The sequence below is a fragment of the uncultured Nitrospira sp. genome (genome assembly GCA_902500695.1).
In the GTDB taxonomy this organism is placed as follows: Bacteria; Nitrospirota; Nitrospiria; order Nitrospirales; family UBA8639; genus Nitrospira_E.
Genome location: CABVRQ010000045.1, coordinates 1 through 25,066, shown reverse-complemented (window position 1 = coordinate 25,066; position 25,066 = coordinate 1). Strand labels below are relative to the sequence as shown.

General features: G+C 49.2%; 22 protein-coding genes. 7 read left to right on the top strand and 15 right to left on the bottom strand.

Features of this window, described 5'->3' with window-relative positions; all coding sequences use genetic code 11:
* The 14 genes from arsS to AAH187_RS12100 form a co-directional block, all read right to left on the bottom strand.
* The coding region (gene arsS / locus AAH187_RS12165) for an arsenosugar biosynthesis radical SAM (seleno)protein ArsS (RefSeq protein ID WP_342348730.1) at positions 1-827 on the bottom strand (827 nt) is incomplete at its 3' end.
* A gap of 45 nt (positions 828-872) precedes the next feature.
* Positions 873-2,078 carry a methyltransferase domain-containing protein gene (locus AAH187_RS12160; protein ID WP_342348729.1) on the bottom strand — a complete coding sequence of 402 codons (1,206 nt, stop codon included), beginning with the start codon at positions 2,076-2,078 and terminating at the stop codon, positions 873-875.
* Between the two features lie 1,169 nt (positions 2,079-3,247).
* Positions 3,248-4,735, bottom strand: a complete 1,488-nt coding sequence (locus AAH187_RS12155) for an NADH-quinone oxidoreductase subunit N (protein WP_342348728.1) — start codon at positions 4,733-4,735, stop codon at positions 3,248-3,250.
* A 44-nt stretch (positions 4,736-4,779) separates the two neighbouring features.
* A complete protein-coding gene (locus AAH187_RS12150; RefSeq protein WP_342348727.1) occupies positions 4,780-6,375 on the bottom strand; it encodes an NADH-quinone oxidoreductase subunit M in 1,596 nt (531 codons plus the stop codon).
* Positions 6,376-6,380: 5 nt separating this feature from the next.
* Positions 6,381-7,934 (bottom strand): NADH-quinone oxidoreductase subunit M, encoded by a 1,554-nt coding sequence (locus tag AAH187_RS12145; RefSeq protein WP_342348726.1) that lies wholly within the window; start codon positions 7,932-7,934, stop codon positions 6,381-6,383.
* A gap of 9 nt (positions 7,935-7,943) precedes the next feature.
* The gene (gene nuoL / locus AAH187_RS12140; protein WP_342348725.1) at positions 7,944-9,941 is read right to left on the bottom strand and encodes an NADH-quinone oxidoreductase subunit L; all 1,998 of its coding nucleotides are present in this window, start codon (positions 9,939-9,941) and stop codon (positions 7,944-7,946) included.
* Position 9,942: 1 nt separating this feature from the next.
* Complete coding sequence (gene nuoK / locus AAH187_RS12135) at positions 9,943-10,245, bottom strand: NADH-quinone oxidoreductase subunit NuoK (RefSeq protein ID WP_312645914.1); 303 nt, start codon at positions 10,243-10,245, stop codon at positions 9,943-9,945.
* A gap of 12 nt (positions 10,246-10,257) precedes the next feature.
* Entirely contained in the window at positions 10,258-10,800 is a 543-nt protein-coding gene (locus AAH187_RS12130) for an NADH-quinone oxidoreductase subunit J (protein ID WP_342348724.1), read from the bottom strand.
* Between the two features lie 7 nt (positions 10,801-10,807).
* Complete coding sequence (gene nuoI / locus AAH187_RS12125; RefSeq protein WP_342348723.1) at positions 10,808-11,377, bottom strand: NADH-quinone oxidoreductase subunit NuoI; 570 nt, start codon at positions 11,375-11,377, stop codon at positions 10,808-10,810.
* Positions 11,378-11,400: 23 nt separating this feature from the next.
* Positions 11,401-14,091, bottom strand: a complete 2,691-nt coding sequence (locus tag AAH187_RS12120; RefSeq protein WP_342348722.1) for a molybdopterin-dependent oxidoreductase — start codon at positions 14,089-14,091, stop codon at positions 11,401-11,403.
* 61 nt (positions 14,092-14,152) lie between these two features.
* On the bottom strand, positions 14,153-15,397 hold the full coding sequence (nuoD, locus tag AAH187_RS12115) for an NADH dehydrogenase (quinone) subunit D (RefSeq protein WP_342348721.1): 1,245 nt from the start codon (positions 15,395-15,397) through the stop codon (positions 14,153-14,155).
* Positions 15,398-15,450: 53 nt separating this feature from the next.
* The gene (locus AAH187_RS12110; protein WP_342348720.1) at positions 15,451-15,945 is read right to left on the bottom strand and encodes an NADH-quinone oxidoreductase subunit C; all 495 of its coding nucleotides are present in this window, start codon (positions 15,943-15,945) and stop codon (positions 15,451-15,453) included.
* A gap of 19 nt (positions 15,946-15,964) precedes the next feature.
* Positions 15,965-16,480, bottom strand: coding sequence for an NADH-quinone oxidoreductase subunit B family protein (locus tag AAH187_RS12105; RefSeq protein WP_342348719.1), 516 nt, complete (start codon positions 16,478-16,480; stop codon positions 15,965-15,967).
* Positions 16,471-16,854 carry an NADH-quinone oxidoreductase subunit A gene (locus AAH187_RS12100; protein WP_342348718.1) on the bottom strand — a complete coding sequence of 128 codons (384 nt, stop codon included), beginning with the start codon at positions 16,852-16,854 and terminating at the stop codon, positions 16,471-16,473. The genes AAH187_RS12105 and AAH187_RS12100 overlap by 10 nt, the downstream gene beginning before the upstream one ends.
* Before the next feature lie 1,384 nt (positions 16,855-18,238).
* On the opposite strand from AAH187_RS12100, the gene AAH187_RS12095 reads away from it, so the two are divergent.
* The 4 genes from AAH187_RS12095 (at position 18,239) to AAH187_RS12080 (ending at position 21,512) form a co-directional block, all read left to right on the top strand.
* Entirely contained in the window at positions 18,239-18,634 is a 396-nt protein-coding gene (locus tag AAH187_RS12095) for a CBS domain-containing protein (RefSeq protein ID WP_342348717.1), read from the top strand.
* 345 nt (positions 18,635-18,979) lie between these two features.
* Entirely contained in the window at positions 18,980-19,279 is a 300-nt protein-coding gene (locus AAH187_RS12090; protein ID WP_342348716.1) for a hypothetical protein, read from the top strand.
* Positions 19,280-19,490: 211 nt separating this feature from the next.
* Positions 19,491-20,633, top strand: coding sequence for a hypothetical protein (locus AAH187_RS12085; protein ID WP_342348715.1), 1,143 nt, complete (start codon positions 19,491-19,493; stop codon positions 20,631-20,633).
* Between the two features lie 69 nt (positions 20,634-20,702).
* A complete protein-coding gene (locus AAH187_RS12080) occupies positions 20,703-21,512 on the top strand; it encodes a carboxypeptidase regulatory-like domain-containing protein (RefSeq protein ID WP_342348714.1) in 810 nt (269 codons plus the stop codon).
* A 42-nt stretch (positions 21,513-21,554) separates the two neighbouring features.
* Here AAH187_RS12080 and AAH187_RS12075 read toward each other — a convergent pair whose 3' ends face one another.
* Positions 21,555-22,121, bottom strand: a complete 567-nt coding sequence (locus AAH187_RS12075) for a hypothetical protein (protein ID WP_342348713.1) — start codon at positions 22,119-22,121, stop codon at positions 21,555-21,557.
* 241 nt (positions 22,122-22,362) lie between these two features.
* Here AAH187_RS12075 and AAH187_RS12070 point away from each other — a divergent pair, with 241 nt between their 5' ends.
* From AAH187_RS12070 to AAH187_RS12060, 3 genes are all read left to right on the top strand, one after another.
* A complete protein-coding gene (locus AAH187_RS12070; protein ID WP_342348712.1) occupies positions 22,363-23,691 on the top strand; it encodes an alkaline phosphatase D family protein in 1,329 nt (442 codons plus the stop codon).
* A gap of 12 nt (positions 23,692-23,703) precedes the next feature.
* Positions 23,704-23,859: a hypothetical protein gene (locus AAH187_RS12065; RefSeq protein WP_342348711.1), complete on the top strand. Its 156-nt coding sequence runs from the start codon at positions 23,704-23,706 to the stop codon at positions 23,857-23,859.
* 341 nt (positions 23,860-24,200) lie between these two features.
* The gene (locus AAH187_RS12060) at positions 24,201-25,028 is read left to right on the top strand and encodes a class I SAM-dependent methyltransferase (RefSeq protein ID WP_342348710.1); all 828 of its coding nucleotides are present in this window, start codon (positions 24,201-24,203) and stop codon (positions 25,026-25,028) included.
* Positions 25,029-25,066 lie beyond the last annotated feature (38 nt).

The window sequence follows — 25,066 nt, the reverse complement described above, 5'->3', positions numbered from 1 at the left end:
ACACTCAGCAGAGACCGACACATGAGCCCATCAATAGCCAATGGATTAAAATTATTCAACAAGAGCGTGTAGTAATGTTCCAGTTGTCCTGCCTCGTGTAATTCATCCCAAAAACGACTGATCGGCATATTGGTAATGGTATAGAGCCGGTTAAACTGAATCCCATATCGCTGCCCCAATTCTTCTTTAAAATCTTGTTCCAATTCGGCTTGAGGCGGTGGAAGAACCGGGCCTAGCGGGTTGTAGACCAGATCCAGCATGAGACCAGTTCCGTCCTTTCCATACCCTAAGTCATTGAGACTCTGCAGTGCGGTAATGCTCCGATCGAAGACGCCTTTTCCCCGTTGCTGATCGACATTGTCTGCTTCATAACAGGGGAGGGAGGCGACGATGTCGACACGATGGTCTGCAAGAAATCGGGGTAGGTGCGCTTTCCCTTTGACATAAAACACCGTCAAATTACAGCGGTCGATCACCCTCCGGTCTCGCGCCCGGCATTGCTCAACCAGATACTCAAAATGCGGGTTCATCTCGGGCGCCCCACCGGTGATATCGACCGTCCTGATCTGAGGGGTGTGATCGAGCACGTCCAAGATCTTATTTATGGTGACTTTGCTCATGCTTTCCGTCCGTTGAGGGCCGGCATCGACATGGCAATGGTGGCATGTTTGGTTACAGACCTTCCCGACATTGACCTGAAGCGTGGAAATTGCTTGAGCCTTGAGGGGAAGCGAATGATGGAGGGCCAACGCTTGCTCGAACGACGGGGCCATCCATGAATTTTGATCCAGGGTGACCATTGGGAGAGCTGAAGTTTTCATCGTCATGATGGTCTTAATTCCTTACACACAAATGGTGACTTCACATTGTTCTTAACAACACCCCGCCGAAGTTCCGGAAATGACAGGTTCGGCGTGCACCCCATCCCTGGATCGATTAATAGCCGCAAAATAGGGTTGATAAGAATCGGTCTGGAGGACCTTGTATGTTTTAGAACAAATTTCTATCGGCTCACCACATTGATACGTATGGTGGTCATCGTCACATACCGATAAGAATGGTCCGGTCAATACGGCAAACTGTCCTTCCCATACACAAGGCGCTTCTTCGGGATAGACGACCAGCATGCGGGGATCTTGAGCGGTGAGGGCCACAGGTCGCCCGGCAAGAATAAACCGGTCTTGATAGGGAGCTAACGCCAATAATGCGGCCGTCCGTTCATCGATTTGCTGAGGATTGCCTCGGGCATAGGTCGTACCCAGCTCATCGACCACTTGAGAGAATGGCCCGGTGAAGGTCGCAAAGGTCGAAGAGGGGGTTGCCGATGCTGAGGCCAGCTTATACCCGGTGAGCGTCACCGAGAGGAACTGGATGCCGTCAATCACTCTCCATGGAATTTGATTAACCTGATGGACCCCTTTAAACCCTGCGTCCCGAAGCCCGCCCCAATAGTCTTTGATGGTGAGGGCACCCGACAAACAATCGCCCCATTTGGCCTTGTCATAAATTAAGTAATTCGGAATTGGTTGGTCGGCGACAATATCGGATATTGTAAACCTTCCACCAGGTCGGAGCACGCGATACATTTCCTGAAAGACCTTCCCTTTGTCCGGAGCAAGATTGATGACGCAATTCGAGACAATGAGATCCACCTGATCGTCTTCCACCGGCATGGCGTCGGCAAAGCCCTTTCGAAAATCCACATTCGGCTCGGGATATCCCAGATTTTTAGCAACTGTTGGGGCATGCAGACGGGCCAACGCTAACATTTCATCGGTCATATCAATTCCAATGACACGTCCTTGGGGCCCGACTTTCCGGGACGCTTCAAAGCAGTCGATCCCGCCACCCGAACCAATGTCCAAGACCACTTCCCCCGGTTGAACAGTTGAAAGGCCAACCGGAGTTCCGCAGCCATAAGACACCTTCAAAACCGGTTCCGGAATAAACTGTCCCAAATCCTCATGATTATACCCGGTCGGGCAACACAGCTGTTCACCGTTGGTCACCGCTTTGGCATATCGTTGATTGACAGTCTGCGTGATAGAATGATTTTGCTCTTTTGTTTCATTGGCCATAGTACCCTCATGGAAATTTGAGTAATCCTGTTTGTTCCTTGCATCCTGTCATCTTGAGACAAGAGTTCACACCCAGATTATTCTGTCCTGACATGCCGAGAAATGTTACACATTTTAGCCACCAAAGAGAACACAGAATGCAGGGAGGAAGCCGGATTGTAAAAAAGCCCTCTCCCTTGAGAAGACCAAATCAGATAAGAGAGAATAGCTGAAGGTCAGACCCTCCACTTTATCTCTGATTTGGTTCAAGGAGGAGGAGGACACCCCATGCATTTACCCATAAATCAAGCGAATTTTCTAGTAATTGACTTTGCTGTCCTGAAAGACCATTAGAAGCATGTTTGAAAAACGCGTGATATAGCGAGAACGGAAATTCACTCCATGGCCCTTGTTCCTTGCCCTGAATGTCACAAAGAGGTCTCGACCGAAGCTCGGGCCTGTCCTCAATGCGCTTTCCCTTCGCCTGGGAAACATGCCTTGGAAGAGGAGCGTGCAGCCGGACTACCTACCTGTCCACAATGTCACGGTCTGGTGTCGCCGGATGCCCCCACCTGCCCATATTGCCGCGTGTCACTAAAAGGAGGACAGGCGCAGCAGGAGGACAATGGCGAATCAATCCAGGAAACACTGGTCTGTCCGCACTGTCGAGCATCCTATATCCATACTAGAAAAGTTCTTCAATCTGTGAAGGCAGATGCCAAGTCACCAGCGATGACACCCTCACCCTCAGTCACCCCAGGGAAACGGGTAACCCCAAAAGGCTCACGAGACAGTCACCTGGAACCTCTCAGAAAAACCACAGCACTTCTAGGACCCCGACGACCCTCTGTATTGTGGCAAGACCCATCGGGGTCCCAGAAAGCCGCTCCCCCACGTTTTCCGCGTGGCAATAGAAATTCGATCCTCATAGGTTTAATCCTCCTGGTAATTGTGACCTTATCCGTGGTCTTCGGGGCCATTTGGCAACTCAATGGACTCAATCCCCTGGAAACCATCTTTTCCTGGCGAATGTAACTCCACCGGATTTCCCTTTTCGCAATACTTTATCAATATCCTCATCCCCGGCTCACATTCGTCCCTTTCAAGGAGGACATGCGGACACACGGAAAAAGAGATTGTGACTGTCAATCAGGGAAGGAGGCGGGAGACGGGAACAACCCTATCAGCGATTATCTGCCAGAAAGAAGAGAGGCGGCCGCGGTAGGTCCTGCGATATTGGAGAACATGAGGGAGGCACTGACGGCCCAGTCGATAAAGGGGCCGGGGTACACACCCAACACCACTGTCCCGGCAATCCCGACGTACACCGCAACTTTGATCGGCATGGATGCACGAATTGGCGAAGGATCAGTGGGTTCGTTGATGTACATCTTTTTGACGACAATCAGATAGTAGTACATGGAGATGACGATATTGATCAGTCCCACAATCAGGAGCGTATACAGCTCTTCTTTCATTGCCGCAATAAATAAATAGATTTTCCCGATAAACCCGGCAAGCGGAGGAACTCCAGCCAGCGATAACAGGAAGAGCAACATGGCCGCCGCTAAAAACGGTGAGCGTCGATTCAGACCATTATAATCTTCAATTTCGTCGCTTTTTATGACCCGACTCACGGCAATGATGACCGCAAACGCTCCCAAATTCGCGAAAAGATACGTCAGGAGGAAAAACATGATCGCATCGCTGCCTTGTTTCGTCCCTGCGGCTAATCCGATCATGATATTTCCAATTTGGGCAATGCCGGAATAGGCCAACAGTCGCTTAATATTCTTTTGGGCAATGGCTACGATATTGCCGTAGGTCATCGAGAAAATGGATGCGACCACAAATAACAACGCCCACATCGGCTTGAATGAAGCCAAAGACACATAAAACATCCGGATAAGGATAGCCAATGCTGCAGCCTTCGGTGCAATGGAGAGGAAGGCCGTGACAGGAGTCGGCGCGCCTTGATAGGTGTCAGGAATCCAGGCATGAAAAGGGACTGCACCGATCTTGAATCCCAGGGCGGCAAAAATCAAAATGTAGCCAATCGCCAACCCATAACTTCCAGGGGTGCTGGTCATTTCAGAGAAAATTAAGGTCCCGGTTTCGCCATAGACCAAACTGATGCCATAGGCTAATAATCCGGCCGCAAATACCCCTAAAATGAAAAATTTGAGACCGGCTTCCGATGAGCGTTGGTCATCCCTGAGATAGGCGACCAGCACATAAAATCCAAAAGTTGAAAATTCCAGGGTAACAAAGACAGAGAGAAGATCATTTGATGAAACCATAAACATCATGCCGAGGGCCGACATCACGACCATGACATAATACTCGCCACGGAAAAACTTGAAGTCCTGCACGTAATCCATCGACATAAACAGAACAAGGACGGTGGCGCCAACAATAATGAGCTTAAAGACGATGGCCATCCGGTCCAGCACGAACATGTTCTTAAACAAGGCGCCTGTGGTACCGGCTTGGTCAAATCCCAATAAAATCAAACCGGTGACCGCCAACCCCGCAATACTCAGGTAGGCTAATTGCTGGTGGGTCATTCGCTTCAGCGAAAAGTCCAGGGAAAGGAGGAGGCTCAACCACAACGTGAGAAAGATCTCAGGCAGAAGCAGGAGCAGATCAGCAACGGAAAGGTCAAGTTGAAAGATCATTGCAAGGATTCAGACAGTAATCAGAAGGTTCAATCTAATATCGTTTAGGGTAAAAGGCCTTGTGTGTTTTGTGTAATGAGTGGGGCCACATGGTTAATCCGGTCGATCATAGGTTCCACCGTGGACCGTACCACTTCATAAAAATGCCCTGGGAAAATCCCAAGAGTAATGCTACAGACGATTAAAAGAAGCAATGGCATGCGATCCACCCAATGTCTGGCATCGGTGGCATGGGCATATTCAGGATCTAATTTTCCGTAAAACAGCCCTCGCATCATTTTGAACATATACGCAAGGGTCAGGACGATGCCGAGCACCGCCACGACGACTTGGAAGGGATATTTATCCCAACTCCCGACAATAATCATAATTTCAGCAATAAAATTGATCGTGCCCGGCATGCCGATTGAGGCCATACAGCCGACGATAAAGGCCCCGGCAATAAACGGCATCTTTTCAACGAGACCGCCCAAAGAGGGAATGTCTCGTGAATGGGTTTGGTCATACACCCAGCCAGCCATGGCAAACAACATGCTGGTTGCCAGAGCATGGGCAAACATATAAATAACGGCGCCGGATAGACTGATGTAGCTCAATGCCGCCATGCCCAGGAATATATAGCCCATATGGCTGGAACTGGAATACCCGATGACATATTTGGTGTCTTTGGCGAAATAGGACACCAGTCCACCATAGACGATGGAAAAAACACAGAGGACAGCCGCCACCCACATCCACTCCCGCGTCGCATCAGGCAGGATTTCAAAGGCCACACGAATAATGGAAAAATGCCCGAGTTTCATTAACACACCGGCATGCAGCATGCTGGTAGCTGCCGGGGCAGCGGCATGCCCGACGGGTGACCAGGAATGCAACGGCCATATCGGGGCGATAGAGGCGAATCCAAAAAAGATCAGAAACCAAATGAGCGTGGCGACGTTGTCAGAAAAATGAGCCTGTTCACGCAACACCACAATGTCAAAGGTATGGAGACCGGAAAGATGGTAAATGAGCAGGATCCCCATTAAGGCCATCACCGCCCCCGCAGATAGGAACAGAACCAGCTTCATGGCTGCATATTCTTTGCTGTTGGATCCAAAGTTGAAAATAAATCCAATGGAATCCCTAAGCTTTCGCTCTTCGGGATTGGTCATGGCCAGATACCCCTTGGTATGGCTTCCCCACAGACCCAGCAATAAGTACATGGGCAACACCGACATTTCATAAAAGAAATAGAGGAAAAAGAGATCCAGCGACATGAAGACCCCAATGGTCGCGGCCGCAAGGATCAGGAGGAACATATAGAACTCTTTGGTCCGGTCCTTGATGTGCCACGAAACAAAGATGCCCGCAAATAACAAGATTGCGGAGGCAAAGACTAATGGGCCGCCGATTCCATCCACCCCGAGGTAAAAGGCAATGCCTAATTCTTCAGACCAGACATACCGTTGGACAAATTGAAATCCACCCTTCGTCGTGTCGTAGGCTAAAAAGATATAGAAGGAGGCCAGGAGGGAAATACCCGCAGCAATTGCCGCCGTCATTCGCACCAGGATCGCTTCCTGCCGGGGAACGAACATCAATGCAATTGCGCCGAAGAAAGGCGCAAAGAGAATGATGAGTAAGGAATATTCACCCATGATATTTAGTTCCCGGTAACCTCAGCGGATAAAAGAGAATCACGATGGTGAGCCGTCGCCATTCCAGGATGTAACCGATCAACCACTTCCTGCACCGATCCATTGACCATCCGCAAGAACGGGGAAGGATAAATTCCGATCCAAAAAATCATGACCGACAACGCCACGCCAATCGCCCATTCACGGCTATTTAAATCTTTAATAGCTGCAGGCACGGTGTCTTTCAGTGGTCCAAAGATAGCCCGCTCATAAAACCACAAAAAGTATGCTGCAGCAAAAATGATCCCGGTGACCGCAAAGGCTCCATAGAGCCACCAGGCTTGAAAGACCCCCAATAAAATAAGGAATTCCCCTATAAACCCGTTAGTTCCCGGCAACCCAATTGAGGCCATCCCGATGATGAGCATAAAGGTGGCGAGAAGCGGCATCTTTTTCGCCAACCCACTGTATCGTCGTACGTCATTATGACCCAGACGTTCATAGATAAAGCCAGCCAGGAAGAATAATCCCGCCGTACTGAATCCCAAATTAATCATGGTGATCAGACTGCCTTGTATTCCTTGGAAATTCAGGGCGAACATGCCCACAACCACAAAACCCAAATGGCTGATGCTGCTAAACACCAGCAGGCGCCGGAAGTCAGGCTGGATGATGGCGACAATGGCTCCATAGACAATGGCCGCCAGCCCCATCGTCATGAGGATAGCCACCACCGTGCCGTGCTGAGAGGCATCAGGGAGTAGAGGGAAGGAAAAACGGAGAAAGCCGTATGTGCCCAGTTTGATCCCGGCCAGCATGACCGACATGGGGATCGGCCCTTGAACCAGGGCATCAGGTAACCAGGAATGAAAAGGAAATATCGGTGCTTTAAAGGCCAGCCCCATAAATATCAACCAAAAAATCAGCAGTTGCTGACTAAGAGGAATCTGAACCGCCAGCAAGTCAAGTAAATCAAAACTATACAACTGTTTTGCTTCGAAATAGTTCAAACTCATCAGACAAAAACCGACGAGCATGAACACGCTCCCCAGGAGGGTATAGAGCACGTACTTCAGCGCCGCATATTGGCGTTGGTCTCCAGGCCCCCAGAGTTTAATCAAGAAATAACTGGGAATAAGCATGAGTTCCCAAAACACAAAAAAGAGGATCAAATCAATGGAGACGAAAATCCCCATCACCGTGGCTTCCATTCCCAGCAGGCACATGTAAAACGCTTTTGGACGCTCCTTAACAGTATCCCAGGCGTAAAGAACCAGAAGCAGGATAAGGAAAGCGGTCAGGCCTACGAATAGGACACTAATCCCGTCGACGGCCAGGTGATAACTAATACCCAAGAAGGGAATCCATTCATGTCGTTCGGCAAACTGCATGGCCGCCGTCTCAGGAACGAATCGCCATAACATCAACGACGCGACAACCATCTCCAGGCTCGCGATCCCTAGCACGCCCTTCCGAATCAGGTCTTGATCTTTCAAGGCCCAAATGACCAGCGCCCCGAGAAGGGGAAAGAAGGTCAGAAAGGTCAGAATGGGGAAACCAAATTGTAATTCTTCTTGCATGATAGTCAGTTACCGAATGGACATGTCAGAAGCAGAAGATCCAATAAACCACACCAGGACGAGATGAATCAGGAGCGCCAGCCCAATGACAATAATGGCGGCATAATGATGGACCATACCGCTTTGCATTTTTCGCCACGACCACGAGAGAAGGTGATTGGAATATCCCACCACATTCAATCCGGCGTAAATCACGTGCTTTTCCGTCCAGGTAATGGCTGCTGCGCTGATATCGGTTCCTTTGCCAATTCCTACAACAAATCGGTCCAGAACCTGTCGATCAAACCAGTCCCATAGCAACCCCAACTTTTTACAGGGTTCCACAATCAAGAAGTCATAGATCTCATCCACGTAATATTTATTCAAAATAGTGGTGTAGGCTCGCGGAAATTTTGCGGCCCATTCGTTGGCCATCTGAGGACGAATACTATACATGTAATGCGCTAAACCCCAACCGCCCAATGCGATAGCAATAGCGACACTCATCAAGCCCAACAGCATCCCCCATCCCACTTCATGGGCTTCAGCACCAAGCGGAGTCGCCACATCATGCAAAAATCCATGGAACCAGCCATGTTCGGGCGGTACACCAAGGAAGCCTCCCAAAAGGGCCAAGCCAGCCAAAATCATGAGCGGAACGGTCATGACGGAGGGGGATTCATGAATATGATGGGCCACATGTGGGTCCACTCGAGAGGACCCATAGAATGTGAGGTAGGTGAGCCTGAACATATAAAAACTGGTCAAGAACGCCCCAACTGCGGCCAGAAGATACAAGTGATAATAGCCATGGACGAAGGCATGAGCCATAATTTCATCTTTACTCCAAAATCCCGCAAGAGGCGGGATTCCCGCTATGGCGAGAGTCCCGATCAGAAACACCCGATAAGTCGTCGGGATCTTGTCATGGAGTCCGCCCATTTTCCGGATGTCTTGTTCCCCGCCCAACGCATGAATCACCGAACCTGCAGACAAGAATAGAAGCGCTTTAAAAAACGCATGGGTCATCAGGTGAAAAATCGCGGCGGTATAGGCACCAACCCCGCAGGCCAGGAACATATAGCCCAACTGGCTGACGGTCGAATAGGCCAACACCCGTTTAATATCGTTTTGAACCAATCCAATAGTGGCCGCAAACAATGCCGTGACGCCTCCAACAATGCCCACGGTGGCCAAAGCCATCGGCGCCAGGTCAAATATCGCATGGTTTCTTACCACCATATAGACGCCGGCAGTGACCATGGTCGCTGCATGGATAAGCGCACTCACCGGAGTGGGGCCTTCCATCGCATCGGGCAACCAGGTGTACAACGGCAATTGTGCCGACTTGCCAATCGCGCCGACTAACAAACAGAGTGAGATTGCTGTGGCCATTTCAGTTGAAAGAGTCGCGGCCTGGGCCATAACAGCCGTGTAATCGAGTGTGCCGAAATGGGAAAAAATCAAAAATATCGCCAGTAAAAACCCGGCGTCCCCAATCCGGTTCACGACAAAGGCTTTGGTCGCTGCCTTACCCGCAGAGACTTTTTCATAGTAGTACCCGATCAACAGGTACGAGCAGAGGCCCACGCCCTCCCACCCGATGAACAACACCACATAATTGTTTCCCATGACGAGCAAGAGCATGGAAACCATGAAGAGGTTCATATAGGTGAAGAAGCGGGTAAACCCTTCTTCCCCATGCATATAGCCCACGGAATAGACGTGGATGAGGAACCCGACTCCGGTCACCACTAACAGCATAATGACGGTCAGCGGGTCGATGAGAAAGGCAAGATTAATGGAGAGATCGCCTCCGAAAATCCAGGAATACGCGATGACTTCGCGCGGCGTAGAATCTCCGAGAAACGAAACAAAGACGCCCAGCACACACAGAAATGACAGTCCGACGGAGCCAAAAGCCAGGCGCCCTGCCATATCATGGGAATAGCGAGAGCCTACAAGCCCGTTGACCAACACGGCCAGCAGAGGAAAAAGAGGAATCAGGAGAACGAGCAGATCGAACACGTTACCACTTTAAAATATTAATTTGATCGACATTCGTGGCCATTTTCCCGCGAAACACCACAATGATAATCGCTAATCCGACGGCGGCTTCCGCTGCGGCCACGGCAATAATAAAGAGTGCGGCCATTTGCCCTGACATGGAATGAAGATAATGAGAAAAGGCCACCAAATTGATATTGGCAGCATTTAACATAATTTCCACGGACATCAGAACGACAATGAAATTCCTCCGGATCAGGACCCCGACGAGTCCGGTCATAAACAAAATAGCGCTGAGTGCCACATAGGCAGAAAGAGGAATCATCGTTATCGGCCTTTAGGGCATGGAAGAGATTGCGGATTCTTCTTGTGGGTCAGTCTTCGCCGGTGTTTTAGCAAGGACGATTGCGCCAATCACTGCTCCTAACAGGAAAATCCCAATCACTTCAAAAAGTAACAAATAATCACTAAACATCGTGATTCCAATGGCATGGCTGGGCCCCGTTTGTAGGATGAGGTCAGGCGTCGCCGATCCAATCACACCGCCATAAGGAGACTGAAAGAGGAGAATCAGGAGTTCTCCAAAAATTGCGATTCCGGCAAACACTAAAAAGGCATATTTTTTATGGAGATGCTGCTCCTCCGTTTTTAAATTCATCAACATCAACACAAAAAGATATAAAATAAGAATGGCTCCGGCATACACAATGATTTGCACCGCAAAAAGGAATTCCGCATTCAACAGGACAAACAGACCCGCCACATGGAGCAGGAGCGTCAGCAAGGCCATCGCGCAGTGCACGGCATTTCGCAATGCCACAGTTAAAACCCCTGCCACGACACTCACCGTGGCAAAATATCCAAAAAGAAGCCACATCATGATGAAACTATGGTTCCTGGGTGCTTTTTATTGAAACAGGGAAATGGTAGCGGTAGGCGCGGCCTTCCTCCCCTTCCTTCTCTTGGTTATGAGCATAGAGATACTTTTTGGCATCATCTATATGACGCTCTCCAATCTGGTAGAGCCGCGCCTTGTCAAAGAGGAGGGTCCGTTTATCATGAGTCGAAAACTCATAGACCTTGGTCATCGCCAGGGCATTAACCGGACAGGCTTCAACGCAGTATCCACAAAACACGCACTTGGTAATATCGATATAAAACTCACTGGCATAGCGCTGAAGTGGCAGGTTTTTGTCTTCTTCGCTGATAACCTTAATGCAGCGTGAAGGACAAGCCGCTTCACACAAATCACAGCCCACACAGCGTTCTGTCTCATCCTCATACCGTAGGAGGCAAAGTGCGCCGCGATGCGCATCGGGAATCGTTCGCTTCTCGCGTGGATACTGAAAGGTAATGGGACGATGCAGCATATGCTTAAACGTCACCTTCATGGCATTCCAGATTTCTTTGAAGAGTACGGCGTCGAAAAATTTCTTTGTTGCAGTAGAATCACTCATTGGCTGATGACTGGTCTTTCCGATCAGGCCTTTTCAATAGAAACATAGGTCAATTTAAAATAAGGAACCCCTGTGACAGGATCGACCTGATGGAACATCAGGTCTTTCACAGGTGGATCATTGAAATGTTCTGGAACCGCACAGGTTCCTGACAACAATGACATATCCACCTCCACTCCCATCTCCACTTCGCCCTGATCCGAAGTGATCCGCACTCGGTCATGAGCACTCAGTCCAAGATTTTTGAAGTCCTCTGCGCTCATTCGGACACGTAACGTATTTGGTGAAATTTCCATCAGACCGGAAGCGCGGGTGGAAAGTTTCCCTGAATGATAAATTACTTGAATCATGCGTAAGGCAAAAGACCGTTGAGTGGAACTCTTCCTCCCCACGGAATACCGCGAGGCGACTTCCTCTGCAAAAGCCTTCGAGAAATATCCCGAGAGGTCAGGAACCATGTGAGACACCTGGCCCAGGTTGTAATAACCAGGAAGGACTTTTCGGATTTCGTTTTGAATATCCTGGGTCGTTTCGTATTCCATGGGCGAGCCCAACCCGTTTGCCATTCCGACCATAATGTGCCAATCCAAAGTGCTTTCGCCAAGAGAATCCAGAGCCGGACGAAGAAATTGGACCTTTCCTTCCTGATTTGTCACTGTGCCGTCTTTTTCCGCAAATGTTGAAGCAGGAAAAACCACATGGGCCATCTTGGCGATTTCCGTTAAAAAGGGGTCCTGGCAAATGAGGACTTCTAAATTTGCTAATGCACTTGTGACATCATAGGAGGCGGGAAGCGTCTCTAGTGGATTTTCGCCAACCAGATAGAGGGCCTTAATTTCCCCATTTTGGCAACGATCCAGGATTTCCGTGAGATTGGCTCCGCGGTCAACGTCCGGAAGATTATTACCCCAGACACGAGCAAATGTTTCCCGGGCTTGGGAATCAGTGAAGGAAACCGGACCGGGCAGAAATTCCGGTGCGACCCCCATATCGACTGCCCCTTGTTCATTGGCTTCCTCGGTATAGGTATTAATGCCGCATCCCTTCCGACCAAGCTTTCCTGTTAACCAGGCCAGATCAATAAGATTCAACATATGCTGATAGCCCCCGGCATGCCGGAGAATGCCCTCCCCGCAAAGGATGATCGACCGGGACGCTTCCGCAAAAATTCGAGCTGCCTCATGAATTCGCTCTAGACCCACTCCGGTCTGGTTGGCAATTTCCTCAAGAGAAAGTAGCCCAACCGCCTGCCTCAATGAATCCAGGGCTCCTGGAAATGCTGACGTGGCTTCTTCGTCAATCAAATCCTGATCCATGACCGACTTCACCAGACCTTGAACAAAGAGGCCCTCGGTTCCTGGCTTAACCATCATGGGGTGAGAGGCCAATTTCGCGATATTGGTTTGCATTGAATCCACAACAATGGTTTGAGCCTTATACAACCCCATAGCCGACTTCACCCGCAAACTGGCGACCGGATTGGTCTCTGTAATGTTGGCTCCAATGATGAGCACGGCCTTCGCTTTATTGATCTCTTCCGAGGTATTCATCATGCGATGAAGGCCCAAAGCATGCTTCATGGCCCTGACAAAATTCAGATGCCCATATCTGGCACTGCTGTCCAGATGATTGGTGCCAATAACGGAACGCATAAATTTTTGGAACACATACAGATCTTCGTTGGTACACCTGGCTGTAATGAGCCCGGCGATCGCTTGCGCACCATATTGCGCTTTGACATAGGCCAAACGACCTGCGGCCACATCTAAAGCATCAAGCCAGGGGGATGGCTGCAATCCGGAGCCGGTACGAACCAATGGAGTTTTCAGACGGGTGGCACTATCAATAAATTGAAACCCGAATCGGCCACGCACACAGATTCCGTCATGCCCATTTACCGTATCTGTGCGATCTCCCCATTTGTTCTTCCAGGAAAGAGGGGAGGTCACCCGAACCACTTCCGTATCTTTGGTTTCCACATAAATTTGGCAACCGTCGCCGCAATAATTGCACGTGGTGGTCGTTTTTTTGAGCTGCCAGGGTTTATAGGCATATTTCGAGAATTTATTGGTGATGGCCCCAACCGGACAGACTGCCAGGCAATCACCGCAGAACTCACAATCCAGCGCTTGATCGCCCTTCGCCACCACCTGGGTAAACCCGTCCTTTTTCATAAATTGCAGGGCATCAATTCGTAGGACGTCTTTACAAATATTGATGCATTCTCCACAGGCGATGCAGCGGTTCATGTTGAAATCAAGAACCAGGCTGCGCGTATCTTCCGGGATATTTTTTTGTTTCGCGTTGGCTAAATTGGTCACGCCATGTTGAAAGGCCATATCCTGCAATTCGCAATGGCCATCGGCATCGCACACAGGACAGTCAAGCGGATGGACGGATAGATGCTTCTCCACAGCTTTCTTCCTGGCCAGAAACAACTCTTCCCCCTCGGTCTGGATGACCATCCCGGCTGCGGCCTTCGCGGTACATGACCGGACAGGTGCTTTTTTCCCCTCCTGAAGCACCAGGCACATTCCACAGGATCCGAAGGGGTCGAATGTATAGTGGTAACACATCGCGGGCACAATTTTGCCCGTGCTGGATATGACGTCATAAAGGGAGACCCCTTCCTTGGCCTGGACAACTTCCCCATCCAAGGTCAGTTCAATCGTCGCCGCTTCAACATCAGGCGTCGTGACAGGTTTTAATCCCATTTAAGTCCTTTTCTAACGATAACCAACACCATAATTCAAGACGTGGTTCGATATAACAACACTACCGATCACACTCCCCCATGACAATATCGTACGTGCCAAAAATCGTGACTGCATCGGCAATCATATAGCCTTTGGCCATATAATCGAATGCACCCATGTGAATAAAGGAGGGAGCACGAATTTTCAGACGGTAAGGCCGGCCTCCACCCGTGCTGACGATATAAAATCCAAGCTCGCCTTTATGGGCTTCCGTTCCGCAATAGATTTCTCCGGCTGGCGCATCAAATCCCTGCGAAAAAAGTTTGAATTGTTGAATCATCGACTCCAGATTCGTGAACACCCGATCTTTAGGAGGCAAGGTCACACTCGGCACATCCGCCATGATCGGGCCCGGCTCCATTTGATTCAAGCATTGTTGAACAATCTTGACGCTTTCACGCATTTCCTCAATTCGAATCCAGTACCGATCATAAGTGTCTCCATTTTTTCCCACCGGCACGCTGAATTCACATTTAGGATACGCACTATAGGGTTCATATTTCCGCAGATCATAATCAACACCGGATCCTCGCAAGGTCGGACCACTCAATCCAAAACTCAGCGCATCTTCGGCGGAGATCACCGCCACACCGCGTGTCCGGGCTAACCAGATACGGTTTTTCTCCAAAAACACCACATATTCTTCAATCTTTGGAGGAAAGTAGTCCAGGAACTTTTGAACTTTTTCTGTCAACGAAGGGGTGAAGTCCCGTTCGACGCCACCAATGCGATACCAGCTGGTGGTCAGTCTGGCACCACATAATTCGTCGAACCAATCCAACAATATCTCCCGGTCACGAAACGTATAAAAGAATACCGTCATCGCCCCGATATCCAGCGCCTGGGTGCCCAACCAGAACAGATGGCCGATAATACGCTGCACCTCAGCCACGAGAGTTCGGAGATATTCAGCCCGGTCGGGAAGAGTGATATCCATGAGTTTTTCTACAGCCCGACAATAGGCGAAGTTGTTATACATCGCGCAGACATAATCCAGCCGATCCGTGTGAGGGATAAACTGGTGATACGTCCCATCCTCAGCCAGCTTTTCGACTCCTCGATGAAGAAAGCCCAGTACCGGGGTGGATTTCACAATCCGCTCACCCTCAAGCTCTAAAATGACCTTCAATACCCCGTGCGTACTCGGGTGTTGTGGCCCCATGTTTAACAGCAGCTCTTCCGTCCGGAGCGTAGGCAAGGACTCCGTTTCCGGGTGATTCGGATCGACTTTATAGACGGTCGTACGTTGATCTTCCAGCTTCATAATATCTGCCTAGAGCCTCTTGGCTTATCTTTTCCCGACAAACGACTCAGCCATTAAGTCGGGTCGTTTAAAAATTCAAAGGTATCACGCCAGCCTTTCCCCTGAACGGGGAAATCTTTTCGAAGCGGATATCCTTCGGTGTAATCATCCGGCATCAAAATGCGGCGAAGGTCAGGATGACGATTAAACCGGATGCCCATCATGTCAAACACTTCCCGTTCCATGAAATCCGCTCCCATCCAAAGATCCGTCATCGAATCGACCAGACAATCGTGTTCGGGAACCCGGGTTTTGATTCGGATGCGATGGCGTTTTCGAATCGAGTAGACTTCATAGACCACTTCAAATCGCTCTTCGTCATCAGGCCAATCCACTGAACTGACATGTACCATGTAATCACAGTCCAGGTCAGGATCCTTTCGGATATATGAACAGACATCATGCAGGACTTCCCGCTTAACACTAATCGCCAGGTCTCCCCGCCATTCATTGGCCCCTACAAACCCTTCAGGAAATCGGTTTTGGATCTTTTCTGCGATCGGATGCATGAGTGTTTCGTGGCTTTCCTTAGACTTTGACCTGTTCAGGTTGTTTGGTGAACACCCGTTTTTGCATGATCCGATCCTGTAATTTCAAAATCCCGTCAAATAATGCTTCCGGGGTCGGAGGACAACCAGGCACATAAATATCAACGGGAACGAACCGATCGACTCCCTGAACCACGCTATAACTATCATAAATATTGCCGGATGTGGCACATGATCCCATGGATATCACGTATTTTGGCTCAGGCATCTGGTCATAAATTTTGCGAATAACCGGCGCCATTCTGCGACAGACGGTTCCGGCCACAATCATCAAATCAGATTGACGTGGAGAGGCGCGGAACACTCCTGCACCATACCGGTCAATATCATAACGGGATGACACGGCGGCGATCATCTCAATGGCGCAACAGGCCAGGCCAAACGTCATGGGCCAGAGAGAGCCCTTTCTGGCCCAGTTAACAGCTTTCTCCAGAGAGAGGGTCATAATCCCCAAGTCGCCGTCTTTTTGTGGCTTCCCGATTTGAACTAATCCCATTCCAAAGCCCCTTTTCGCCAAGCGTACACATACGCCACGACAAATAATCCAATGAATATCATCATTTCAATAAACCCGATTACGCCTAACTGATTAAAGGTAATAGCCCAAGGATAAAGGAAGATCACCTCGATATCAAAAATCACAAACAGCATCGCGATGACATAATATCGAATCGGAAATGGCATTCGAGAATCTGAAAATGGTTCAGACCCACATTCGTAAGTCGAAAGTTTTTCCGGTTCGGGATATTTAGGTTGAACCAGATAGGAGAGAGCAAGAGTGATCAGCCCAAACCCCATGGCAAGGCCGATAAAGATAAGGATTGGAAGGAATTTGGTCAGATACTCAAGGAGAAGGTCTGAGCCAGACATCCGGGGACTCCCCTAAAATAGTTTACAATTCAAAGCCTTCTACTGAGGCCGGCATCGTAGCACCCTATTTTTTTGTGAATCAATGGAACGAAAGACCCACGGACCGAGGGACCATTCAGACCAACGGGGCTGGAAATCGAGATTGAATGGAAATTTTTCATAAGATTTCATCCCATTCTATGTCATGAAACATTTAAGGGTAATGGTCTTGTAAAAGTTTTTTCATATCAGCATGAATACGTGGATATCTGGAAGTGGAAATAGATGAATTCCTCACCTCACAATAGGCGGTATGGCATTTGCTGGGCTCCTGGTATTTCAGGCAAGGTTCAATGCATTTATTCTTATTCTGTTCCTCGTTTAAATGCAGAAAGGGGAAGGCTATCGTAACCTTCTTTATTAATTTGAGGCTATATCAGTCCAGGCTACAACTTATCTCTCTTTACCTAGGTAAAATAACGGTTATTTATTCTAGATATATTTCATCTGTCTTGCTATATATGTTCTTCTTAATTAACGTCCGCCTCCAATCCTCATAATAAACCGAGGAAGAATAATTAGAGCCTAATTGGTAGGTTGTGCACAGGATCCTGAATGCGGAAAAATGTGAAATTTTTGTGCGTGACAGATGTCTATTTAGTGGAGAAGGTCCCGGAAGGAGCCAAGATATAATGGCCAATTGAAAGCGATGAAGGGAATGACCTAAAGGTAGAAATTAGAGGCGGGTTTTCCTCCCACGCCTGACTTGAATCCGTACTACGCACATGCATGGCCATAGAAGCCTGCCCTGACTGGCGATCATCAAACAACAAGCGAAAAACCTAGGGTTTTTTCATCTCCGACGAAGGAGTCCGAAGATTAGGAGGGGTATTTGATTGGTCATTCCACTCGTCCTCCAAGGGAGAAACCGCTTTCGCTTTCTGACGACGGTGAATTTGGGTTTGGATCCTTTTTTTGGGTGAAGGCGAGGATTCCCCTTCTGGATCACTTTTGGGTTTTTGTGAGAGTTCGGACTGCATAGAAATATGGTAACACCTGGAGACTCTCAAAAGCTGCATTTACAAGATCATGACTCTTTTGGATTTAAAAGAGTGTTATTGTGGAGTAAAATACGGCATGAAGTCATTGCTGAAGAGCCCGATTTGAATTTCCAGGCAAAAAACGCTTTTCAAAAAACTCCGTCCATTAACATCGAAAGAATTTCGTCTTTCCTTGTGCGTCCCGGAGCTTTGGGGGTCTGGAAAATTTTAATCTCGATGCGAGGTTGACCAGTCCTGACTCCTCGATAGGCGTTTGATTGGAATGGAAAAAGCACGATGACGGTATTGGGAAAACTGGTATAATAGAAAAACATCACAAACAACATTGTAGAAGGGAACAATACATGATTGTCCAAATTATGCAGAAGAAACTAAAAACCATCTCTGAAGGTTTTTCGATCACTCAAGCGGCGGAAAAAATGCAGAAAGAAGGGATTGGGAGCTTGCTGGTTGAACGGAAGGGAGTCCCTGTTGGAATCCTTACTGATACAGCTATTGTCCACAAGGCTGTTGGCCTTAAGAAAGATCTGGATCAAACTAAAGTGGAGAGCCTCATGACCACCCCTCTCCCCATCATCCAATTAACCCAAACTTCACACGATGCGTTGGACATGATGGGCGACCTGGGCGTTCGCCATCTCGTCGTATGTGATGGACCGGAAATTGTTGGATTAGTTTCCGCGCGGGATCTGCTGGTCTATTTTGGAAGTGTCTCTGAACCCAGAATCGGCGTGGATTAATTCAGCGGATAAACTTCCAGAAAATTCCTTTCAATATTTTCATTAAGTGAAAGCCTCGCGGGCAATCGTGGTTGTTCAGTAACGTTGCTCACGAGGTTTTCAGACCTCCTAGAGTCGATACCCAACCATATCTTGAAAAAGTATCCCTATGGGCGCAGGACTCCCACATCATTAGTGGCTTGATCGTTCGACACATTTCAAACCCCTCAAACGCTCCCTGAGTTCTTCTTAAGCTCTGTTAAATCGGCCGTTGTAGAAAAATGCCCCACCATCATAGGGTTGAAGTGAGGTCTTCATATCTGTTACTAAAATTAAAGGCCTTAAAGAATTTCATGCACTCTCAAAATGAATCGTATTTCTCCCCTATTTGTTGCCTGTCTGGTTTTTTGTCTACTGATCCTGAGTGCCGTCCTCACCGCCCAGGCTGTTGAACACAGCCAACACCATTCTCAACACCATCAAGGGACCCATTCCACACTTCTGTGTACCTGGTTTTGTGCTGCCGGGCAGACACTAGAAACCAACCGGGTGCTGGTGGATGGACCGGTTGAGTCTCTTCTTCGAATCGAAAATTGGCGTCCTATCACTCGTCAAGCCATTCTCGTTATTTCTCCAGCTTCCCGTGCTCCTCCTCCCTGCCTGTAGTTTTTATCCTTACGCATTTCTTGTTTTTAAAAAACATTCGGTGTTAAGAGTTTTTTATTTGTAAGCGTTCGCGAGAATTGTTTGCGAGCGGAAATTTGCTCTTTGGAAACACCCGTTACCCAAAACCGATTTATTTAAAAATCATTCGTCATCATTCATTTATTGTGGCTGGATCGATTGAAAATTTTAATCCAAAAAGGATCGGCAAAATATGACTAGGAATACTCGATATCTATTTGTTGGACTCATAGTTGGAATTTTTGGAATCGTCTATGCACTCCCACCTACTGAAGCCGCCTTATTGGATGGCTTCATGGGGGGCGTAGAGGAATCCTTAGGGAAGAAGGCCGAAGAAAAAGGGGAACGGCTCGTCATCGGGAACTTTTATCAGGCCGAAAGGCCCGATTCCCACGCTCCGATCGGGGTCATGCAGGACCATACGCATAACAAGGGTGAATTCATGTTCACCTACCGGTATATGTACATGTATATGGACAAGATGCGGAATGGTACCGACAACCTGTCCAACAATGATGTGTTAAAAGATTTTGCGGTGACTCCCAAAAACATGACGACGCAGATGCACATGTTCAGTGCGATGTATGGCTTGAATGATACGGTTACCCTGATGGCCATGCTTCCGTACCTCATGAAAGATATGGAACATCAAAACAGAGCCGGGGCCAATTTTTCGACCAACTCCAGTGGATTCGGGGATACCAAGTTGGCGGCCCTTTGGCGACTGTATGCGTTTGAAACGCCCAGTATCGGTTCCCATCGTTTTCATTTGAATACCGGTGTATCGCTGCCGACCGGAGATATCACTCCTACGGATAACACACCGTTAGGGAACAACTCATTGCTGCCCTATCCAATGCGGTTGGGTTCCGGAACCGTCGATCTGTTACCCGGGCTGACCTATACGGGGGTTCGGAACGATGTTTCGTGGGGGTTTCAGGCACTTGGGACGGTTCGTATCGGATACAATAAGCAGGGTTATAAGGAGGGTAATCGATATCAGGTGAACTCCTGGGGGGCCTACCGTTGGGCTGATTGGATCAGCACATCTGCGCGATTGCACTGGCAACAATGGTACAACATCAAGAGAGAAGACGGCCAACTCCAAACAACAGTTGGACCCGCACAAATCCCTCTGGTCCCAACTGCCGACCCTGATCGACAAGGGGGACAGCGGTTGGACCTTATGGGAGGTGTGAATATCCTGTTCCCGGAGTTTATGGGCCTCGAGAATCATCTGAATGTTGAAGCCGGCGCGCCTATTTATCAATATCTCGACGGTCCGCAATTACGGCAAGCCTGGTCTTTTTGGGTTGGATGGCAAATGGTCATGTAGAAAAACGACCGGGTAGGGATGGCTCAAACTTGTGGGAGCCCAGAAAAGAACCTAAAAAGGAGATGGATCATGGATAACAACACAATTGTTTTGTGGATTCTGGCCAGTCTGTCCCTGGTCATGGGAGTCGGTAAGTCCCATGCGTATGAAGTGGGGAATGTCCAGACTGGTGGATCCATCCATGGAAGGGTTTCTTTCCTAGGCTCCCCGTCAGAGCCTTTACATTTTAAGGTAGAAAAAAATCCAGAGGTTTGTGGCCAGGAGCGAAGCCTCGTGAGAGTTGAATCTCGAGATGGATTCTTGACCGGTGCGGTAGTCGTGCTGGAGGGCGTCAATACGGGAAAACCTTTTTCTCCAAAAACCTTCACGGGAAATTTACCGGGCGAGGGTGCATTTCGATACCTGGGAGGGGAATCCCTCGGGCTTCAAGTCCAGACCAAAGAGTGTAATTTTGGTCCCTTCACGGGTGTGATCGCAGCCGATGAAGCCGTGCGGTTTCAGAACCAGGATTCGATCAAGCATGTCCTGCACTCCTTTGTGTCCAAGGATACCAGGGGAAGGATTCTGCGCACGGTTCATAATCAGGATCTTCAGCCTCGGGATGCAATCGACCGGGTATTTCCCTCAGACAAAATGAAAGACGGTGTCGTGGTGCGGATCATTTGTAATCGGCATGACTTCATGCAGAACTGGCTGTACGTAGTGGACAACCCGTATTTTGCCATTTCTGATCGGGAGGGCCGGTTCACCATTGACCAAATTCCGCCGGGAACGTATACCTTATTGGTCCGGCATCCGGTGTTGGGTGAACAGCGCCAGGAGGTCACCATAGACGCTCAAGGAGATTTGCAGATGGTATTTCAGTTCGTGGATGAATGAATGGCACCCGAAGCAGGGAATGGTCCTGGGATGTGATAGACCTCAACACCCGAACCGGGGGTCACAGGGCGGTTGCTTCAATCCTCCCTGTGGGGGAGGGTTCCATTGGGGGCCAGGACCAGCAGGTTCTTGAAGATCGCTATTATCATATGGCTCTTCGTTCCCGGTAACCCCATCCTCATAGGAATCTTTGAACATTTCACCCAGCTCCTGCTCAAACTTCCCGTTTCCATTTAAATCAATCCAAAAAAACACCGGGTCGCCAACCGTCAAGACGACCGGAGTGCCAAACTCGTCAAGCCAGACCTTATAGGTTCGACGTGCCGTCATGAAATTAACGGACCCGGAGCCGGTCAGGTCGAACTCCCTGAAAAACATATCGTTGCGCCAATCATAGTAGGCATTGATTTCCCGAGGGTCGAATTCATCCGGTTCAACCGGAAGCTTTGTGCGTGGTTGAATTGATGAAAACGGGGTGGCATTCATCGCCACGGGCCGAACCCGGAGGGAAGGGTGGTGATTAGCCGAAGAAGCGAATACAGCCGCCTTAGGGGAAGTGAGGTGAAAAACACCAAGCAAGGCAATGCAGAGAAAGGGAAACGACATCATGAATGTTGCTCTTGTCCTCGTCTTTCAGGGAGACTAGCAAAATTGTATTCTTTGCAAGAGCAAAGGTGCAAATTTGGGCGAGAGGCCTTAATCTTTAATTTTATCCGAAGTGCTCGTCTCGCCCCCTGAAGGGTTTCAGAACATTATTCAAAATCGGGTTCATCCCCTTCCGACTCCTATCTCTATTATTCACCACTGGGTTCCTCCCGGCTGGATAAACTTAAAAGGAATCATCCGACCAATGAAACAGGAATCACGCATGCTACGGCGTTGGGGGTTTGGCCCGACGGACAAGAAAGAATGGGTATTGCTCCTTGGGATTTGCGGAGCGCTGGGAGGGTGTGCCTCCATAGAATTCCCGGATGGTGCAAAGCAGGGGAGCATCGAATTCAATTGCGCCGTGGGAGATGTGACGCCACATGAAGCCATCGTGTGGATAAAAACCTCAGACGCTCAAACACTGACAATCCAATATTCCGCCGACCCACAGTGGACCACCTTTCAAGAATCCGCGATGGTCTCAACGCCTCCGGAAACCGATTTCACCGCACAGATTCCCCTGACTGCTTTGACACCCAAAACCCGGTATTGGTATCGGAGTCTGGGGCCCGGGAAAAATCCCAGTCAGCCATGCCAATTCCTCACAGCGCCCCTCGCAGAGGATTCCGCAACGGTCACTTTTGTCATTAGCGGCGATACGCGCCATAGTTTCCAACCATTTTCAATCATGGAAACCATGCGCACGGTGAATCCGGACTTTTTTGTATTTTTGGGAGACACGATTTACGCGGACAAAGAAACCCCTGCCCGGGAATTATCACACTATTGGAACAAGTATCGAGAAAACCGTGACGAATTCGCGAAACGGTTGTTCGCCGAAACCAGTGTCTACGCCATGTGGGACGATCACGAAGTGGACAGTGACTTCACCTCAACGCATCCACTCATGCCTATTGGTCGCCAAGCCTTTTTTACCTACTGGCCCATTCGCCCATACACGCCGGATTCAACCCGTCTCTACCGGACGTTTCGATGGGGAAAGGCCGTCGAACTCTTTCTTTTGGATACCCGTCAATATCGAAACCCGGCAACCAATTCCATGTTGGGAAAAGATCAAAAACAATGGTTATTGGCACAGCTCGCGGCGTCTTCCGCCAGATTCAAATTTATTATCTCCTCAGTCCCCTTTTCCGATCCTCGCGTCGATAAATGGGGAGAATACCCCGAGGAGCGTGATGAGATCTTGGGATTTTTGGAGAAGCACAACATCACAGGCATCCTATTTCTTACCGGAGACGTGCATCATGCAGGGGTGAGCCGAATGCCTGGGTTGACGGATCTCAAGGAATTTACTTTTGGTCCGCTGGCCGCTCCGATGAATGACAAGATTTCCAGCCAGGAGCCACGGTTTGAGTACTTTGACGACGCCTCACGAAATTTTGGAAAAATCACCGTTCATGCAGATGGCGTGAAGCCGTCGGTCCACATAGAATGGTTTGATGCTAACAGAACATTGCTTCACGAAGTCATCATTGAGGATGATCGGGACCATTCGTTGACCTCCCGGTAAATGAAGAAAACCATGAAAGCCGCTAGACTAACTCAATATCTCCCCATCACGGATCCTGAATCCTTACGAGATGAAGTCTATATTCCGGCAGCATTGGTCGTCCGAGGCGTAATTGCGAGTATCATCTTGTGGATGAACGAAATTGTGACGAAAAAACTTGTTGAGTAGGACTCAATCACCGGCCATACCCCCTGACGGCGACTCAGCCCATGAAGGGCTATTCGGACCGATAGGAAATGCCCAGGACGGACGAACAGACCGAAACCCTTCCCCCCCTCAACGCGGCTAATCTAAAAACCGCGCATGCCAAAACCGAAGCAAGGAGCATGATTGGAACATTCGTCTTAGCCGGCTGACCTTCCTATTGGAAATATGGAACGATCCCATTGCGGCCGTCAAAAAAACCTGTCCCGAACAATAGGTCATAAAGAATTGTTGGTAGGCAAGCACACTCGTCCAGACCGTCCCCAACATGCTAGGGTTTCTGTGATGCTCAACCTGGCTGGCTTATGACCCTCGATCCTTCCCATTCGTCCACATTGAAAACTCCGCCGCCATGGCTCTGTGAGCTGCCAAAAAAAGATCCCTGGTCGAGACCGTTTGCTGAAAGCCTTCTGACCCATCTGGACCTCTTTGAAGGGGCCACAATACTGGATGTGGCCTGTGGGGATGGTATCCCTGCCTTTCATCTCGCACATCGGGTTGGACCAACCGGTCGGGTCGTCGGAATTGATGTCAATCACGCTCAACTCATTCGAGCCCGTGCAGTTCAGGGTCCGTATTTTCCCTGGCTGGATTTTCGTCTTGGGGATGTCCGAACCCTTCCACCTGATTTCGGCCAATTCGATCGCATCACGGGCAACCTGTCCTTTATGTTTTTTCGGCCGCACCGTCTAGAAGCCCTTCAGCAATTGGCTCGGTTTCTTAAGCCTGGAGGACAATTGGTTCTCACATTCCCCTCACTCGGAACGTTTGACTCATTATGGAAACGCGTGGACGGGGAAATGACCGGACGAGGCCTCACAAAAGAACAAGAGAAATTTGCAGACTATCTGGCGGAACGACCTTCTGCGCTGGATGCCAGAAAATGGCTGGCAGCCTGCGGATTGATGAACATTGACGTGACAGAATATCCACTGGAAGTGCACACCGGTCCAGGTCAGGAGTTTCTCTATCATCCGTTGCTCCGTGGGGGATTTTTGGATGATGTCTTTGAATGTTTCACCGATCAAACATTGGCAGACCAATTTATGAATACGGTTTCCCTGGACACCCAAAGTTTCGTGCCGCTTTTCGCGCAACGCTGCGTCATGGCTGGTTGGTTGCCGGGAAAGTAATAGTATAAATGTCGATGTGTGATTTCCAGCATGTCATC

Coding starts and splice junctions, on each gene's coding strand:
- AAH187_RS12075 (WP_342348713.1), bottom strand. CDS start 22,121: ATGATGTCGTTTCCCTTTCTCTGCATTGCCTTGCTTGGTGTTTTTCAC.
- AAH187_RS12120 (WP_342348722.1), bottom strand. CDS start 14,091: ATGGGATTAAAACCTGTCACGACGCCTGATGTTGAAGCGGCGACGATT.
- nuoD (WP_342348721.1), bottom strand. CDS start 15,397: ATGAAGCTGGAAGATCAACGTACGACCGTCTATAAAGTCGATCCGAAT.
- AAH187_RS12070 (WP_342348712.1), top strand. CDS start 22,363: ATGAAACAGGAATCACGCATGCTACGGCGTTGGGGGTTTGGCCCGACG.
- AAH187_RS12095 (WP_342348717.1), top strand. CDS start 18,239: ATGATTGTCCAAATTATGCAGAAGAAACTAAAAACCATCTCTGAAGGT.
- AAH187_RS12130 (WP_342348724.1), bottom strand. CDS start 10,800: ATGATGTGGCTTCTTTTTGGATATTTTGCCACGGTGAGTGTCGTGGCA.
- nuoI (WP_342348723.1), bottom strand. CDS start 11,377: ATGAGTGATTCTACTGCAACAAAGAAATTTTTCGACGCCGTACTCTTC.
- nuoK (WP_312645914.1), bottom strand. CDS start 10,245: ATGATTCCTCTTTCTGCCTATGTGGCACTCAGCGCTATTTTGTTTATG.
- AAH187_RS12155 (WP_342348728.1), bottom strand. CDS start 4,735: ATGATCTTTCAACTTGACCTTTCCGTTGCTGATCTGCTCCTGCTTCTG.
- AAH187_RS12160 (WP_342348729.1), bottom strand. CDS start 2,078: ATGGCCAATGAAACAAAAGAGCAAAATCATTCTATCACGCAGACTGTC.
- AAH187_RS12080 (WP_342348714.1), top strand. CDS start 20,703: ATGGATAACAACACAATTGTTTTGTGGATTCTGGCCAGTCTGTCCCTG.
- AAH187_RS12060 (WP_342348710.1), top strand. CDS start 24,201: ATGACCCTCGATCCTTCCCATTCGTCCACATTGAAAACTCCGCCGCCA.
- AAH187_RS12105 (WP_342348719.1), bottom strand. CDS start 16,480: ATGGGATTAGTTCAAATCGGGAAGCCACAAAAAGACGGCGACTTGGGG.
- AAH187_RS12145 (WP_342348726.1), bottom strand. CDS start 7,934: ATGCAAGAAGAATTACAATTTGGTTTCCCCATTCTGACCTTTCTGACC.
- AAH187_RS12085 (WP_342348715.1), top strand. CDS start 19,491: ATGACTAGGAATACTCGATATCTATTTGTTGGACTCATAGTTGGAATT.
- AAH187_RS12150 (WP_342348727.1), bottom strand. CDS start 6,375: ATGGGTGAATATTCCTTACTCATCATTCTCTTTGCGCCTTTCTTCGGC.
- AAH187_RS12100 (WP_342348718.1), bottom strand. CDS start 16,854: ATGTCTGGCTCAGACCTTCTCCTTGAGTATCTGACCAAATTCCTTCCA.
- AAH187_RS12090 (WP_342348716.1), top strand. CDS start 18,980: ATGAATCGTATTTCTCCCCTATTTGTTGCCTGTCTGGTTTTTTGTCTA.
- AAH187_RS12110 (WP_342348720.1), bottom strand. CDS start 15,945: ATGCATCCGATCGCAGAAAAGATCCAAAACCGATTTCCTGAAGGGTTT.
- AAH187_RS12065 (WP_342348711.1), top strand. CDS start 23,704: ATGAAAGCCGCTAGACTAACTCAATATCTCCCCATCACGGATCCTGAA.